This window comes from Streptomyces sp. NBC_00654 (assembly GCF_026341775.1).
Taxonomy (GTDB): Bacteria; Actinomycetota; Actinomycetes; order Streptomycetales; family Streptomycetaceae; genus Streptomyces.
Genome location: NZ_JAPEOB010000002.1, coordinates 1,292,885 through 1,310,560, shown reverse-complemented (window position 1 = coordinate 1,310,560; position 17,676 = coordinate 1,292,885). Strand labels below are relative to the sequence as shown.

1 protein-coding gene is annotated in these 17,676 nt (G+C 71.1%); it reads left to right on the top strand.

Translation table 11 applies throughout. The annotated features are described in order from the left end of the window. Window positions 1-52 precede the first annotated feature (52 nt). Window positions 53-17,674, top strand: a complete 17,622-nt coding sequence (locus OHA98_RS25995) for a glycosyltransferase (protein WP_266929153.1) — start codon at window positions 53-55, stop codon at window positions 17,672-17,674. Window positions 17,675-17,676: the final 2 nt, after the last annotated feature.

The following is a 17,676-nucleotide window of genomic DNA, read 5'->3' as shown; positions in this document are numbered from 1 at the left end:
GGCGATTGAGGTTTCCGGGGGATGGGCGACCCTCCTCAAGACTCTGACCGGCATGCCCTTTCCGCAGGCGAACGAGGACACCCTGCGGCTGGTCAGTGACGAGTATCGCCAGATGGCCGAGAAGTTCCGCGAGGTGGAGGAGCTTCTGCGGCAGGTCGTCGGCCGCGTCGACGAGGACTTCGAGGGCGAGACCGCGACCCGTTTCGTGGCGTACGCCCGGCAGTTCGTCGAGAGGACGAACGGCAATGAGAGCATCCTCGAACGGGCCTACGAGGATGCCATCAAGCTGTCGAAGAACGCCCACAAGACAGCCGCCGACATCGAGTACACGAAGTGGATGATCTTCGGCCAGCTGGCCCTGCTCGTCGTGCAGATAGCCCTCGCCCAGGCCCTGATGCCGGTGACCGCGGGGCTGTCGGAGATCTGGGCGGCCGCCGCGATCGCCGCGTTCCGCTCCATGGCGCTGCTGATCCTCAAGTTCCTGCTGGCCCAGATCATCATGCAGACCATCACCGGTCTCGTCGGCGGCCTGCTGCTCGACTCCATCCTCCAGCTCACCCAGATCGGCCGCGGTGACCGTACGGAGTGGAACAAGAACTTCACCGCGGACGCGGCGAAGTTCGCCGCCATCGGTGGCGCGCTGGGCGGGCCGTTCGCGCTGCTGGGCGGCGGGCTCGGCAAGCTGCTCGGCAATCTGACCGGCAAGGGCCTCGGCAAGATCCTCGGCAACGACGCGGGGAAGGTGCTGGGCAAGGGGCTGAGCGGGGGCGGCAAGGGCGCGGGCGGCGCCGCGGGCGGTGCGGGCAAGGCCGCGGGGGGTCTCGGCAAGGGTGCCGGCGGCGCGGGTGCGGGCGGTCTCGGCAAGGGCGCCGGCGGCGCGGGGGCCGGAGCCCTGGGCAAGGGCGCGGGTGCCGCGGGAGCGGGTACGGGCAAGGGTGCCGGCGCCGCCGGCGCGGGCCTGGGCAAGGGCGCGGGCGCCGCGGGTGACGGCGCGGCCGGAGCGAGCGGCAGGGCCGGAGCGGGCGCCGCGGGCCAGACGATCTCGGAGGAGTCCGCCCGCAAGCTCGGCGAACGCCTGGGCAACATCATGGGCCGGACCAACGAGTCCCTGAACCATGTGGGTGCGGACGGCGTCAGGGGAGCGGCCGCCGGAGCGGTCGGGCGAGAGGTCGTCAAGGACTTCGCGAACGCCTTCGAGAAGAACCTCGGCGGCTCCCTCGGCAACGAGACCGCCCGGAACCTGGGCCGCGACTACGGCGAGGCGCTGGTCAAGAACTGGGGCGGCAAGGCCGACTGGCAGGGGCTGACCCACTCGCTGGACGACGCGCTCAAGCCGTACGTGAAGGACCTGGGGGAGAACGGAGTGCGTGCGCTCTCGCACGACCTGCCCGGCTCCTTCGTCCAGACCATCAGCAAGAACATCGAAGGGAACATCGGCTTCCGGATCGGTAACTTCGTCGGCGAGATCGCCGGTGAATCGGGCCACGCCGTGGTCACCGAGGGCATGTACAACCTGATCTTCGGGCCCGAGCACAAGTTCACGGTCAGCGGCTGGACCGCGGCCGCGGGCGCGGCGGGCGGTGTCATGGGCCGGGGAGTGGCCCACGGCTTCCAGGCCGCGCACCACGCGGTCTCGGGCCCCCCGGCCGCACCGCCGCCGCGCCCCCCGGTCTTCTCGTCCGACTCGCCGACGCCGCCGTCCGGCGCGTCGCGGCCGAGCACGGAGTCGAGCACGACGGTGCGCGACGGCTCCGAACCGAAGAACGACTCCGACAATCGCACGCTCACGGATTCGGCCTCGGACTCCGGTTCGGACAGTGCCTCGCTGCGGAGCGACGACGGCTCGGACGGCGACAGCCTGTACTACCTGGACCTGGACGACCTCTCGGACAGCCGGACGCTGTACTCGCACGACGACGACGGGAACGCCGCACCGTACGACACGTCCGGGGCATCCGCCCCTTCCTTCGCCACCAGTTCGAACGGCACGGACTTCACGAACGGCTCGAACGTCCCGCACGACGGCGACTTCACGCACGACGGCAACTTCACGAACAACACGGACGGGTCCAACAACGCGAACAACGGCAACAACGGCAACAACGGCAACACCGCGAACAATGACAACAACGCGACCAACGACAACAACGCGACCAACGGCAACACCGCGAACAACTCCGTGGCGGAGCTGGACCTCCTGCTGAACAGCCTCCCGGACGTGCCCGAGACGCTGCCCATCCCGGATCAGGTGCACGAGAACGTCACACAGGACGTCCCGGACGCGAACGCGCTCCTGGACGACCTCCCGGACGTACCCGACACCCCGCTGGGCACGGTGCTGTCGCCGGAGGTGGAGCGGCTTCTGGCGGACCTGCCCGACGTACCCCGCAACGACCTCACACAGACGTCCGACGACGGCTCGGGCGTGTCGGCGTCCGGCCGGAGCGACGACTCCGGGCAGGGCAACCGGACCGCGAACGACCTCGATCGCCTCCAGGAGCGCCTGGACCGGCTCAAGGACCGGCAGAACGCCGACGACTCCGACGCCGACCTGGCGGCACGGCTGGCGAAACTGCGGGAGGGCGGCTCGGACGGCCTCGGCAGCCCCGCACGCGTGGACGAACTGCGTGAGCAGTACCGCGCGGCCCTGGAGGAGGAAGGTGTCGACGGGCTGGAGCCCGACGGGACGACGACGGGCATCGGGGGCGGGGGAGCTCTCCCGTCCCACGCCGCGGGCGGCATCGCACCGCCGCCGCGCCCCGTACCGACCGTGTCCACGGGCCAGGGCTCCGGCTCCGCGCCCGGCGGGATACGGCAGCAGACACCCGCAGGTCCGTCCCCGGACGGGGCCGACGTGCTGTTGCCCGACGTCCCGCAGCACGAACCCGGTGCCCGGCCCTTCACGGAGGACGAGCCGGACCTCGTGTTCCCGGACGTTCCCGAGGCCCCGCCCGGCACCGAGCCCCCGTCCGGGAACCGGCCGGAGACGGAGCGGACCGAGAGCGACGGGAAGGGACCGGTCACCGAGGACCCGCCGAATACCCTCCGTACGGAGTCGCACGACGAACTGCCCTTCCGCGACGGCTTCGACACGCACGACGACGGCGACGTCGAGGCGCTGGTCACGCGCCTCGACGAACTGGGCGGCCTCACCGACGACCCGGTGAGCCGGCTGGACCAGCTGCCCGACGTGCCCGAGGTCCTGACCCCCACCGAGCAGCGCAGGCTGACCAAGGACGTGGAGCGGGAGACCGACGCCCTGCTGGCGGACGCCCGGCGGGTGGGCGTCGACAGCGAGACACGGCAACGGCTGAGCGAGCGCATCCGCGACGACGCCCGGTCGGGCAGGCACGCCGACGCCGCCGACGGCCTGCGGGAACTCGGCGACCTCGTCGCCCTGCACGGCCTCGGTGAACGCCTCCAGCAGTTCCGCGGGCATATGGACGGCGGATACGAGGCACGGGCCGCGCAGCTGGGCATGCGCCGCACGGAATGGCTGCGCCACGCCCTCGACATCGAGCAGTCGGCCCTCACCGGCGATCCCCGTCGGACGACCCAGCTGCTGGACGACTTCGAGAACCGTCTCGGCACCCTCGGGTCCGAGCTGAGCGCCCGCGCCGACAGCACTCCCGAGGCGCTCCGGAAGCAGTTGGCCGACAACCGGCGGGCCGACGCCGAAGCAGCGGGCATGGACCGCGAGCGGTTCCGCGCATGGGAGGACCGCCGGGAGCAGGCGGCGACCCCCGAGGATCTCCGCAGGGTGCAGGCCGACTACGACGCCGAGCTGGAGACGGCGCGGCGGCTGGCGACCTTGCGGGAGCTCGGAGCGTCCGAGACGGAGCTGGCCACCTGGAAGAGCCGGTTCGAGGAGCCGGGGCGGGGAAGCGACCTCGACGCGCAGTACGAACGCCGCACGCTCACCCTCGGCAGGGATGCCGAACTGGCGTCCTTCCGGACGAGGCTGGACGCCCTGCGCGAGGGCGGCCATCAGCAGGAGTCCACGGAGCCGCTGCCCCCGCCGAACGACGGGCACGGCGGGGACGGCGGCGACAGCGGGGACGGCGGTGACGGCGCCCCCGGCCGGGACCGGTCCGAGGACTCCCGGGCGGAGAGCGACCGGATCCTGGAGGAGCGGCTCGACCGGCTGCGCGAGGGTACGGACGACACCTGGATGTCGCGGGAGGAACGGCAGCAGTGGGCGGACCGGCGCGCGAACGCCGAGGACGACACGGCCCGGCAGGCCGTCGAGCGCGAACAGCTCGACCGGATGGCACAGCTGGAGCGTGACCGGCGGCTGAAGGCCATCGCGGACGGCGGCCCCGAGGGCGCGGAGCGCAGCACCGAACGCCGCGCCGCGTGGCAGAGCAGGCTGGACGAGGCGGCGGGCGATCCCCGGGCCATCGACCGGGTCCTCGACAGCTACGACGCCGAAACGGCGGAGCTGAGACGTGAGGGACAGGAGCGCCTGGAACAGGAACTGCGTGCTCCGGACCGGCTGCGGGACCTCGACCGGCGTATCGACCGCTCGCTCGGCAAACTGCCCGAAGAGGTACGGGAACAGGCGGCGCACGACGCCCGTTCGCTGGTGGAACGCCTGCGGAACCTGGTCGCCACGGGCAATGAGTCCGGTGGACCCAAGGTGGACGACGGCGTTCCCCGGAAGAGCACGGATGTCCAGGACACGGACCTGACGGACACGTCGAACACGTCGGACACGTCGAACACCTCTGACACGTCAGGCCTGGCGGGACCGTCGAACACCGGCCCGTCGATCACCGGCCCGTCGACCACCGTGCGCAATCCGGTCTCCCGGACGACGAACGTCGACGAGGGCGCCGGCAACTCGGTGAAGACCCCGCGGCCGGCCGGCCCCGGACAGGACAGGCGTGTTCCCGTGCAGCCGGGCGAGCAGCTGATGGAGGCTCCGCGTCAGTTGGACGACGCGTCGGAGTCCGGGGGCAAGGACGGGGACAGCCTCCACTCGCGGGAGCGGGACGACCTGCCGTCGCCGAACACCCGTCGTGTGCGCACACAGACCGAGGACGACACACCGTCCCTCACCGACGCACAGTCCCTCGACGACACACCGTCCCTCACCGACACACAGTCCCTCGACGACACGCGGAAGACCACCTCGGAATCCGCACCGGACAACGACGCCGACCTCAAGTCCGGCCGCGATTCCGAGGACAACACCGACGACAACACCGACGACAAGGCCGGCCTCACGTCCGACGACGACGCCGACTCCGTGGCCTCCGGCCCGAAGGACTCCGACATCCCGGCGAAGGAGAACGAGGAGCCGCCCGGCGGCCCCGGCGGTGGCGGCTCCGCACCCGCGGGCCCGTCGGGTGCGCACCAGCCCACGGCCCGTGACAAGGCCCTGAGCGCGCTCTCGGCGGACGAGTACGAGCAGCGGATGTACCGGGTGCGCCGCGACCTTCCGGACCTGACCGAGGAGGCCCTCCGGGACGAGGTGTTCCGCCGGATCGGGGACCCGGGCGTGAAGGTGGAGAAGGCGCACTTCGCCGAACCGCAGCTGACCGAGGGCGTGGATCCGCTCCCGCGGGAGCGGTCGGGTGAGTTCATCACGTTCGACGACAACGCGATGCTGCCGAAGTCGCTGAAGGGCCACGGACACGGACGGATCACCGTCAGAGGTGTCGACGCGCTGGCCGAATCCATCGCGGCGGGAGGGCGTCTGCGCCCCGACGGGCTCGAAGAGTTGAAGCGCGTGCTCATCCAGAGTCCGCATACGCTGCTCAGCCCCCGGACCTTCGTCCTGCCGACCATGGACGGCGGCCACCGGGAGATCTCCCTCTCGATGGAGAGCTACGGAAACTGGCGCCGTCACACCGAGCCCTCGCCGTTGGCCGTCGTGGACGAAGTGACCGAGCCCGTATCGCACAAGGAGGACGGGAAGGGCAACGAGGGCAGTTCGAGCAGCTCGAAGACGGAGCGGCCGCAGGCGGAGGGTTCCACGACCGACGCGTCGAAGACGGACCCCTCCAAGACCGATGCTTCCACGACCGACGAGTCGGCGAAGGACGCGTCGGCGAAGGACGCGTCGAAGACCGCCGGGGCCGAGGCCAAGACCACCGACGCCCCCGTCAAGATCGAGACCGAACTCCGCACCCGCCCCGGCGCGACGGAGACCAAGTCCCTCGGCACGTCGCGTGCCTTCGGAGTGGCGGTCCCGCTGGGGCCCTCCGCGGGCACCTTCGGCGCGTTCGGCTCGGTGTCCCTCAGCGCGCGGCGGATGGAGGCCGGCTACACGTACACCCACGAGAGCCGCGCCCAGAGCAGTGTGACGGCGGTCGGCAAGGACGGCAGCCATGTGCATGTGAGCGACCTGCACATCGTCGTCGAGTCCTCACGCGTCTGGGACAGGAAGGGCCGTGAGCTGTCCCCGGACCAGCAGGGGCCCGGTACTCCCGCCCAGCAGCGCTACCGCATCCAGGACGGAGTCACCTGGCGGGTCCCGGACAGCGTCACCGACCCGGCGATCCCGGACCGGCTGCCCACCGCCTTCGCGTTCGCGCCGGGCGCCCGCCCGAACCTGCTCGCCCCGCTGAGCGTCACCACGGAGACCCGCCTGCTGGACTGGGCCCTCGCGAACTACCCCGAGGCGACCCCCGGCAGCTTCCTGCGCCACCAACTGGCCGATCTGTTCGGCGAGGAGAGCCTGCGCACCATGATCGCGCAGAGCTCCGGCGAGACGGTGGTCAGCGCCCCGCTCTTCGCCGGTCTCGGCAACCGGTCACTGGGCTCCGTCGAGCTCCGGCTGGTCCCGGTCGACGCCACACTGCTCCGGGCGTCCGACAAGACCGAGATCAAGAAGGCCGACGCACAGCGCTCCACCGCCACCACGGAGAAGAAGAACACCCAGGGCGCCGGGGCCGGGATCTCCGCCGGTCCCCAGTTCGGGCTGCTCCAGCCCGCCGGCACCCTGAACCTCCAGATCGGGGGATCGGCGGCCCTGACCACCCAGCGTGCGGAGAGCAGCTACAGCGGCAACACGGCCGAGTCCGTACGGACGCTCAACAGCCGGGGCCACTCGGGGCTCTACGACGTCCGCTTCCGGATCGAGGTGCGCAAGCAGGGCGGCGACTGGGAGTCGCCCGAACCGCCCGGGGCGACCGCCCCGGCCAACCGGAACGGCCCGCACGAGGACGGCGCCTTCCTCAACGCCACCGTGCAGTTGCCACGGGCCGACGCCCGTCGGCTGGCCGGCTGGGACGACGGCACCGCGCCCCTCCAAGGTGCCGAGGCGCCCCCCGCCCCCGCATATCTGTCGCAGTCGAACCCGGCGACGTTCGGCCTGCACGCGGTCGTGGACCTCGCGGCGACCCGAACCCAGGAAACGGTCCCGCCCCACGTCTCCCTGACGGACGAACTGGCCGACCGCATCCAGACAGGGCTGCACCACGCCTACCCCGACCTGGTGCTCCCGCCCCGCCGGGACACCGGGGTCACCGGCGACCGGAACAGTGCCGGCGACCGGAAGTACAACAACGCGGTCCGCAACACCCACCTGCTGCGCCAGGCCCTCTCCCGTACGGTGCTCGAAGGCTCCCTGGACCGTCTGACGAGCACCGGACTGCGCATCCAGCTGGAGCAGCTCGACTCCCTGCACAAGCGGTACGTCGTTCTCACCGTGCGCGCGGAGGCGACGAACCGCCGGTTCGCGGGTACCCACCACGATCTGGGTCTGGCGAACAACGTCCTGTCGACCCGTCGCGCGGACAGCGCGACCACCCGTACCCACGGCTGGTCGGTCGGCTTCGATCTGGGACTCACCGGGATCGAGCGCTACGGCGCCACCGGGAGCGTCGGCTACCGGTACGGCAGGCAGACCGCCTACGGCATGACGTACGGCCCGACGCTGACCCCGGACGGCGGCATCACCAGCTCCGGGTCGCAGCACCTGTGGTCGTACGACCTGGCCTTCACCGCCGAAGCCACCAGCTTCACCCGGCCGCGCCAGATCGCCCGGACGATGACCGGCGAACTGCTCAGTACCCGGTGGTTCGTGAAGCAGGCGGCCGGGAGCGTCGATGTGCTGGCCACCGGGCAGGGGGACGGACAGACCGCCCCGGCCCCCGTCACCGGCCGTGTCACCCTCGCCGTACCCGCCTCGCTGTCCGTCCCCTCCACCCTGCCCCTCAACCGGCCGGAGACGGTCGCCGTCCCCGCGCCCGTACCGATGGACCCGGCCCTGGCCGGACTGCTCTCTTCCGGAAAGCCCGTCTCCACGGACCACTGGACGCCCCACGCCCTCTTCGGCGGCCTGCACTCCGTGCAGAGCGTCACCGCGCCCGAGCTCGTGGTGCGCCATCTCAAGGAACTGCTCGCCTCCGTCTCCGGCAACTCCTGGGTCTACGGAGCCGACGGGACCCCCGCCTCCAGCGCTCTGGCCGAGGCGTTCACCCCCGGTCGCAACGAAGCGGACTTCAGCGACGCGGCGCAGACGGGCAAGCACGTCAGCGACCTGTTCGGGCGGACGGCCGTCACCGACATCACCGCCTCGGTCAGCGCCTGGCCCCAGGTGCGCGGGACGCGCGTCCTGGCCATCGTCGACTCCAGCGACCTCGCCCTCTCCAACATCGGCTCGGGCACCAGCGGGGCGGGACACTCGGTCGCCCATGTCCGCAGTCACACCGTCTCGGCCCTGCTGGCCTTCCGGGCCAAGCACACCGACGCGTTCCAGACCGCCGGCACGTACGGCATCACCGCGTCGCCGTACCAGCGCACCAGCACCGCGACCACGGCCGAGACCTTCTCGGCGAACCCGGCCCACACCGTGCAGTACACCGGACCGATGGTCCTGGTCGGCGCCGATGTGGCCTGGCACCTCGCGGCCCGCTCCCAGCCGTCCGGCCTGCTCCAGGCGCCCATGGAACTGATGCGCGGACGGCCGCCCCAGGGCCGGATCGTGGAGATCCCCGACGGCCTTCTCGTGTGGATGCCGCTCGCCGAGGCGAGGAAGGCCGGTCTCTTCGACGACGGTCTCACCGCTCCGCCGCCCCAGCAGCTCTTCACCGCCGTCGAGGCGGCCGCTCATGCCACGCTCACGGTCGGACGCGTCGACATGTCCGGGGCGATCGGCGAGTTCATGAACCACCTGTTGGACACCCTGCCCCAGCACAAGAGCTGGCTCGGGCCCAAGAGTCTGCTGGCCGACCAGCTCGGCGGCCTGGCACGGCAGATGACCACCCTGTCACCGTCCGGCATCCGGGCTCTCCAGACGGGCATGGAGAACGGCGGCACCTCCCTGCGGCTGTCCCGGAACAAGATCGGGCCCGCCAAGGACGCCAGCCTCACCGTGACCCTGCGACGGTCCGGCTTCACCCCCGGCGCGCTGCGCCACGACGTGAAGCCCACCATCACCCGGCCCACATCCACGGCGGAGACCGTCACGGAGAAGCTGGCGCGCGGGTACGAGGCCGGTTACCGGCTCGGCGAGGTGCCCACCATCTGGGACCGCCCCGGGCTCCGCAGCGGCGGCTTCACCCTCGACGACCGGGTCGGATCCACCCGCTCGTCCTCCCTGGCACACGCGGTCTCCGACGCCGTCAGCGCGCAAGTGGCCTTCGAAGGACCGGTGGTGACCGGTCGGACCACGTTCAGCGTCACCTTCACCCTGGAGCTGCCCGACGGGACGGTGGTGCCCCGGACGTACTCCGTCGGCGAAGCCGAGGTGGTGCTGCCGCTGAGCCTCGCCCGACCGCAGAAGACGGAACAGCAGACGACGGAACAGGAGAAGACGGAACAGCAGAAGACCGAGCAGCGGACGAACGAATCCCGGAATACGGAACAGCAGAAGACCGGACAGCGGAACACGGAGCCGAAGAAGACCGTGACGTCGGCGGCCCACCCGCCCCGGGAGGCCACCCGCCCGACGCTGCTCCCCCCGGACCGGCAGCACGCCATGGCGCTACGGGAGCGCGGCACGCCGGGCAGGAAGCTGTTCGCCACCGGCCCGGAGAGCGTCGTCGTCACCACCGTCGGCGGCATCCCCGTGCTGCGGGACGCCGCGGCGTACGCCGTCGACCTCGCCGTCAAGGGACGCGGCACCACGACCGACGCCACGACACCGATGCCCGTGGACAGCAACGGCCGCTATCCGCGCAGGACGGTACTGACGCGGCCCGGCACCGCCGCCGGTGAAGTCCTCAAGGGGGGCATCAGCACCGATGTGCTGAGCGCCTACCTCCCGCAGATGATCCGCGACAGCCTGACCGTCACGCTGCACGACACCACATCGACGATCGGCGGTACGGACGCGACGCTGAAGATCTCCGCCGATGTCGACCTGTCGCGGGCCCGGCTGCTGGCCGTGGACCCGGGCGCGGGACTCGGCGGCAGCCGGCGGACCATGGACAACGACACCTACACGGGTGACACCATCGAAGCGCACATGCCGGCGATGACCGCGGGACCGGTCTTCCAGACGCAGCCCCTGGTACAGGCCGCGGCCACCGTGCCGGGCTGGACGGACTCCGACGCGGCGGGCGGTGCCGCCGACCGCCGGACCTCCGCGCTGACCACGCTCAAGCCGTTCGCCGGCGGTGCCGTGCTCATCCAGGCACCCCTGCACGTACTCCAGACGGCGAAGGCGTCGCACCGCATCGCGGACCTGCCGGTCGTCCCGTCGGCGCTCAGGCCCGGAGGCCGGCCGCCGGTCACCGTCGAGCACACGGTGCAGGACGGGGTGACGATGTGGGTGTCGTTCGACGTCGCCCGCGAGCACGGACTGCTGCCGACCGAGGTCGAGGCAGCCGCGGACACCGTCAAGGAGCAGACCAAGAAGTACACCGAGGCCGCCACGAACGCGGAGCAGGCCGAGCGGCGCCTGCGCGCACTCGACAGTGAGGTCTCCTCCCTCCGTACGGAGCTCCTGCGCCTCCTGGAGACGCCGGATCCCACCGGCCCGGACGTGGACGCGGCGCGGGAGAGGCTCGCCACGGCCCGCTCCCGGTACGCCGAGGCCCAGCAGGACCTGGCCAACCACCGCCGCGACCTCGCGACCGCCGAGCAGCACCTCGCCGGCGCCTCCGAGGCCGCCTGGCAGGCGGTCGACCACTACACGATCACCGGAACCCGCCCCGCCGGCCCGCCGCCGGCCGCCTGGAGCAAGCCGGCCGCCGCCGAGGCCACCGAACAGGCTCCGGCCACGGTCACCGGCTACCCGCCGCTCGCCGAAGCCCTCGAAGCACCGGCCCCCCTGGACGGTCGGACCGGGCCGCCGCACCTCGTCGCGCGGGAGGACGTCCTCGCCCGTACGGAGATCTGGCTCGACAACACCGGGCCGCTGTCGGACAACGACGCCGTCCGCCGGGAACAGATCAAGGCCGCGGGCTGGGCGCAGCGCCTGCGGACGGCGGACGCCGCCTACCGGTCGTCGCTGGAGGCCGTGCTGGCCGCGCGGTCACCCATGAGGGCCGCCGAGCTCCAGGAGGCGCGGGCCCACAAGGCGACGGAACGGGCGGAGGCCGAGCGCCGGCTCGACGCGCTCGACGCCGGGCTGAAGAACGCGCGGTCGGTCCACGACCGGGCGGTCGCACAGCTGACGGCCGACTACCGGGAACTCGGCCTGGTACAGGCGAACTTCGACTCGGTGACCGCGGCCACCCGCGAGGTCCTGGAGCCGCGGGCCGAAGGCGGCCCGCCCCGTGTCGTCACCCCCTGGCACCCCGCACCCGAACCCGAGGGCCATGTCCGCCCGGCCGACGCGAAGTCCGCGCCCGAGCCGTACACCGCCGAGGGCGAGGACACACAGGGGCGGCCGGTCAGCCTGAAGTCGCCGGACGGCCGTGTCCTGCGGCTCATGGAGCCGCCCGCCACCGGACCCGCGCACCTCGACATCGGCACGAGCTTCCACCGGTCCCTGCTCGACGCGGTCGAGCGTGCCCATCCGGGGCTCCTCGCCGAACTGGGGCTCCACGCGACCGGCCGAGCCCTGTCCGCCGACGACGTCCAGCACTTGAGGGGACGCCTCGCCGACCGGCTGATGGCGGACCGCGGCGAACTCGCCGAGTTCCTCGCGATCGATCCCCAGGAACGGTTCACCGCACAGGAGCTGGCCCACGCGGGAATCGAGCTCAGCCCGGCGCAGGCCGCCGAACACCTCGACTCGCGCGGACGCCTCCCGGACACCGTGGCCGCCGGGCTGACTCCCGGACAGCGCCTGCAACTGGCCCGTACGACACTGCTGCGCTCCGGCGACGGGCAGATCGGCGACCGCAAGGACGCGGGCTGGAACCACTCCGCGGGAGACCTGGCGGCACTGCTCGCGGCCCGTGTGCTCGGGGTACCGGTCACCGTGGTCCAGTCGGACCTGAGCCATCTGACGTTCACCCCTCCCGAGACGGACACGGGAGGAAACCCGCCGTCGGGCGTGGTGCTGCACCTCGCCGACGACCAGTACCGGCCCGCCGTGCCCACCGCGACGGACGGCCTGCTGCTCAACGCCGACGCGGAGATCGTGGAGATCGCGGAGCAGCACACGCAGTCGGCCCCGTCCCAGAACACCGCGGTCGTTCCGCAGCCGCCCGCCGAAGGCCCGATCCACTATCTGGGCGCCGGAAGCGGCCCGCGTACGGCGGTGCCCAGGGAGCTCAACTTCATCTGGCTGGGTGGCGAACTGGCCGAGGCGGCCCGCACCAACATCCGGGCCTGGGCGGCCAAGGCCGAAGAAGCACAGTGGAAGCTGAGCATCTGGACCGACGACGACGGCTGGAAGAACAACAAGGAGTTCCTGAAGGGCCTGGTGGAGTCCGGAACCGTCCATCGGGGGCAGGTCAGCGAACTGTTCTCCGGCAACAGGAGCGCGGACGGGAAGAGTCTGCCGTCCAAGGTGTCCCATCTGTACAAGGCCGCGCGGAAGGTGAGCAGCTTCGCGATGGCCTCCGACGTCGCCAGGTACGCCCTGCTCCACAAGCACGGCGGGGTGTACCTCGATGTGGACCTGGCGCCGGGGGCCGTGGTGCTGAGCCCCGGTGGCGTGATGCTGGCCAAGGGCGATGACACCCTGCCGATGTTCGGCCCGCTGCTCCAGGACTTCGGCAGCGTCCGAAGAGTGCTCGGACTCGCGGAGGATGCCCCGGTCGGGGACCGTGTCCAGGAGGCCGCCGAACTCGCCTACGGTCAGGGGGGCTTCGGCAATCAGTTCATCGTCGCGCACCCCCGCAGCCGTTTCCTGAGGCAGGTTCTGGAGAATCTGCCGGACATCAACAACAAGGACGCCTACGTCAAGGGTGTCCTTGAGGCGGCCATGAAGTCGAAGAACGTGGCCAGCAGTACGGGTCCGGGGTTCCTCTCACGGCAGTTCGACGTGCACGTCAAGGACCTCGGGCTCGTGCCGGCCACGAATTTCTCGTTCAGGGCGCCGCCCACCCGGTTCCGTGTCGACCTGTCCGACTGGGAGGACTGGGCGGGGCTGGGCTGGGTGACCGCCGAGAGCGAGAACCAGGAAACCCCCCTGACGACGTCCGCGCCGTCCCGGCAGGGAACCCTGATCAAACGCATCGGCGACACCGTCAGGAGGATGAAGGGCTCGACGCCGTGGGGCACGGGCAGGTCCGATGCGCAATCGGCACAGCTGCCGAACGACGGGACGTTGCTGACGGGCATCCACCCGGCACCGGAGCGGCTCGACCTCGGCAGCGGGACGCCGAAGGACGAACTCGTCGGCAAGGACGGCCGGAAGCTCTCCTTCGAGCAGGCGCGGCAGAGCCTTCGGACGATCCGCGACGCCACGGGCGAGGTCATCGGATACGCGTCCCACAGTGACCGGGACTGGGCTCCGCGCAAGGACTTCTACGCGCACTACCGCGCGGACGAGAAGTCCTTCAAGGCCTACCGGGCGGTGGACGGCGGGAAATTCGTCCCCGTGGCCGAGGACCAGGCGTCACCCCACACGGTGCCCTGGCACCCCGGCACGAGCACACCGGGCGGGCAGCGGACTCCCAAGCCGGTGTTCTTCGACGCGCACGGCTCCCGGGACGGCGTCAAGCTCCACATCGACGGCGGGCTTCCGCTGGAGGTCGACGGTGCCCAGTTCGCACGGTTCATGGAGTTCCTGAGGGACCCCGACCAGCCTCCGGCCCCGGTGGTGCTGGTCGCCTGCGACACCGCGAGCGTCCGCCCCGCGGACGGGGGGAGCGTCGTGAGGGACGCGGCACGCGCGGTGCCCGGACGCCTCTGGTACGCCCCCGATGTCGCGGTCGGCCATGTGGGACCGCCGGCCGGAACCGCCGCGGGCGGAGCGACCGGAGTGCTGGCCCTGCTCCAGGACCGGACGACCGGGCGCCGGGGCCGGTGGGTGACCGCGAGCGAGCCCACCGAACTGGAAGCCCTTCTCGCGAGCGGGAGTGGTAAGGCCGCGAAGACCGAGGAGGCCGCGAGGGCCACCGAGGACGCGACGGAACTCCTGGACGAGGCGCCGGTTCCGCGGCAGCGCGTGGATGAGCTGATGCTGAACAACCCGCCCGGGGGCGACCAGCCCGGCCTTCTGCGGGCGGGCGGCGGCCTGGGCGAGTCCACTCCGATCCCCAAGACACTGCACTTCGTCTGGCTGGGCGGCGATCTGAAGCCCGCCGCCCAGGTGAACCTGCGGGAGTGGGCGGCCAAGGCCCAGGAGTCCGGGTGGCAGATGAAGATCTGGACCGATCAGGCGGGTGGTGACGTCAACCGCGCGTTCCTGGACACCCTGGGGCGGCAGTACTCGGCCGTGTTCGAGTCCGCCCCTGCGGTGTTCGACAAGAAGTGGCTGCCCGTGCCGCTCCGCAGGAGCACGCTGTCCAAGGCCCACGTCCTCTACCAGGTGGCGCAGGAGCGCCGGTGCTTCGCGATGGCCTCGGACGCCGTCCGGTACGCCGTCCTCTACAAGCAGGGGGGCGTGTACCTGGATGTGGACCTGGGGCCCGGTGGAATCGGTCTGCCGAATGACGGCGTGCTGATGCCAAACGGGGATTCGCTGCCCATGCTCGGGCCCCGTCTGCAGAATGAGGCCAGTGTGCGCGGGCGCCCCGGCGTTACCGGCACAGCGGAGCCGGGACAGGCCGTGAGCGCGGCGGACATCCGAGCGGCGGCCGTGGACTGTTATGCCAAGGGCGAGTTCGGCAATCAGTTCATCGCCGCCCACCCCAAGAACCCCTTCGTGAAACACCTGCTGAAGAACCTTCTGGACTGGGGCAACCTGTCTCCGCTGCAACAGAACGCGAAGGACGGGGACATCAGGGAGAAGAAGGTGGCCGGCATCACGGGGCCGGGGTTCATCGACGCGATGATGAACGACTACAACAGGGAGTGGGTGCGGGCGAATTCCGATCAGGCGAAGACCGATCTGACGGGAACACGCAGGTTCAGGCCGACGGACGCGACCCGGGACGTCTGGGTCGACATGACCTGGGTGACCGAGGAAAGCGCCAACCAGGAGACCGCGTCCCTGGCCGGATCGGACGAGCCCGCACCCGCTCCGCTCGAGCGCCACCCCACCCTGAAGGAGAAGCTGAAGAAGTTCACCGGCACGCTCAGGGGCAGCTCCACCGGCGGAGGCGGCTCCTTCTCCGGTACGAGGGATCTGTTCGCCAACAGCCGGGCAGCGGCCCTGTCCGGCGACGCCTCCACCACGCGGCCGTCATCGTTCTCCTTGCTGTCGGACGAACCGCTGCTCACACCGACGCCCGACAACAGGACGCCCGATGCCGTGCTCACAGGGACGGACGGGCGCCGGGTCACCTACGGCCAGGTCTACGAAGGCCTCCAGGTGGTCCGCGGCGCCGACGGCAGCACGCTGGGCTACGCCTCACACAGCCCCCAGGACTGGGCGCCCCGCAAGGACTTCTACGCCACGTACCGCTCGGACGAGAACCTGTTCGCGCACTACCGGAGCAAGGACGACGGGGCCTACGTCCCCGACACCGGCGAAGCTTCCCCGGCAGGCGAGGTCCCCTGGCAGGCCGGTGCCGCCGCGCACGGTACGAAGGAGCCGGTCAAGCCGCTGTTCTTCGACGCGCACGGCACCGAGAACGGCATCGAACTCCATGTGGCGGGCGGATCGCCGCTGGTCGTCGACGGCGCTCGGTTCGCGCGTTTCATGGAGACGCTCAGGGACCCGGCCCAGCCCCCGGCCCCGGTCGTCCTGGTCGCGTGCGAGACGGCGAAGATCCGGAGCGGCGACGGCGGCAGCGTGGCGAAGGACGCGGCGGACGCCATACCCGGACGTCTCTGGTACGCACCCGACACCGAGGTCGGCCATGTCAGACCGTCGAACGGTTCCGACCGTGCCACCGGCGTGCTGGGTCTGCTCGCGGACCCCGTCACACAGCGCCGCGGCGAGTGGATCGTGGCGGGGGAGTCACACGGCTCCGCCACCGCCCCCGTGCCCGCGCCGCGGGTGGAACCGGTGCCGCACACGGCCACGTTCTCGGACATGATCTTCGAAGCCCTCAACTCCGCCTCGCAGAACACCGCGGAGCAGACGATGTCGCAGGACTTGGCGCACAGCGGTCCGGAGGCCGAGCAGACCGAACCCGTAGCACCGGTGCCGGTCCACGAGGAGCCCGCTCAGCCGGCGCTCACCCAGCCACTGAACATCACCTACACGGGGGACGGCGCGCCGGAGGCCCTGGGTGCCGATGACCACGCCGCGGACGGGGTACGCAGGTACGTCTTCACCTCGCTGGGCCGGGGGGACCACGACGCGGTGGCGCTGCTCCTGGACCGGTTGGCGGCATCGGACCCACCGCCGGCCTATCTGGAGAATCTGCGCGTTCAGGTCAACGAGCTCTCGGCGGGTGCCGTGGCGGCTCCCCCCATTCCGAAGGAGCTCCATTTCGTCTGGCTCGGCGGCGACCTCCCCTCGGCCGCGCTCAATAATCTCTTCGCATGGGTCGGCAGGGCCCGTAGCGCCGGTTGGAACACCAACCTGTGGACGGACGGCAACACGAAACTGAGCACGACCACCCAGTGGAGAATCCGGACCACGAAGGGACTGACGCGGATGCAGATCGATACCGTCATCGACCCGCGCCTGGCGGATTCCTTCAGGGTGGCCAGCGCGGGCGGCGCGTACCCGTTCGCCTCCGACCTCGCCCGGTACAGCATCCTCAGGTCGGGCGGCGGGGTGTACGCCGACGTGGACCTGGGCCCCGGTGACGTCGACCTCGCCCCCGCGGAGAACATTCCGCGGCTCCGGAGCAATGACCTGCCCGTGTTCGGTCCGCTCATCCGTGACGTGGCCAGCCTGAATGAAACGCTGACGGTCAAGGCGCGGCTGGAGGGCGTGGACCATGTGCCGCTGACCGGTCCGCCGACCAGGGAGCAGGTACGCGAGGCGGCGGAGTACCAGCTCCACACCGCTTCCTACGGCAACCACTTCATCGCCGTGCCGCAGAACTCGGTGTTCATCGACCAGCTGATCGACAAGGTCGCCGAGAACATCTCGGAACGTGGAGTCGACAGTGTGGACGACATGAAGTCCGGGGGGCCGGTGGCCTCGGGGCCGTTTCCGCTCATCCAGCTGATGTTTCACCATCTGGAAGCGGAGTTCGGCGTGAGCAACCTCCAACCGGGCGAGTTCGGCTGGTTCCAGCGCCAGGGAAGGCATTTCCACGACGCCATGGCGTGGCTGACGGCGGAGAGCGAGAACCAGAGTTACGAGAGATGACG

What these genes read in the sequence shown, in the direction of transcription:
- OHA98_RS25995 (WP_266929153.1), top strand. Translation starts at nt 53, where the DNA reads ATGCCCTTTCCGCAGGCGAACGAGGACACCCTGCGGCTGGTCAGTGAC.